We start from the raw sequence: 270 nt of genomic DNA on the forward strand, positions 1-270 counted from the left end.
AAGTAAATATTTTTCCGTACACAACAGTCTTGCATTTAACATGCTGTTTTCATTGATGCTTAGCAAAAATTGCCAGAGGTTAAGGATTGTCTTACTATTAAAGTGACTGAAGTTACAGGTTTTTTAGCTCGGCAGGAGGTTGAGCTATGATTTATTTATGGATGTTTCTCGCCCTGTGTATTGTCTGCGTAAGCGGCTACATCGGTCAGGTACTGAACGTGGTATCGGCGGTCTCTTCTTTCTTCGGCATGGTGATCCTCGCTGCACTCA

General features: G+C 42.2%; 1 protein-coding gene. It reads left to right on the top strand.

The window, feature by feature from the left end; translation table 11 throughout:
• Window positions 1–146 precede the first annotated feature (146 nt).
• The coding region (locus SB725_RS31395; RefSeq protein ID WP_410923322.1) for a DUF2545 family protein at window positions 147–270 on the top strand (124 nt) is incomplete at its 3' end.

Origin of the sequence: Pseudomonas sp. SIMBA_041 (assembly GCF_046535095.1) — a bacterium.
Classification (GTDB): domain Bacteria; phylum Pseudomonadota; class Gammaproteobacteria; order Pseudomonadales; family Pseudomonadaceae; genus Aquipseudomonas; species Aquipseudomonas mucoides.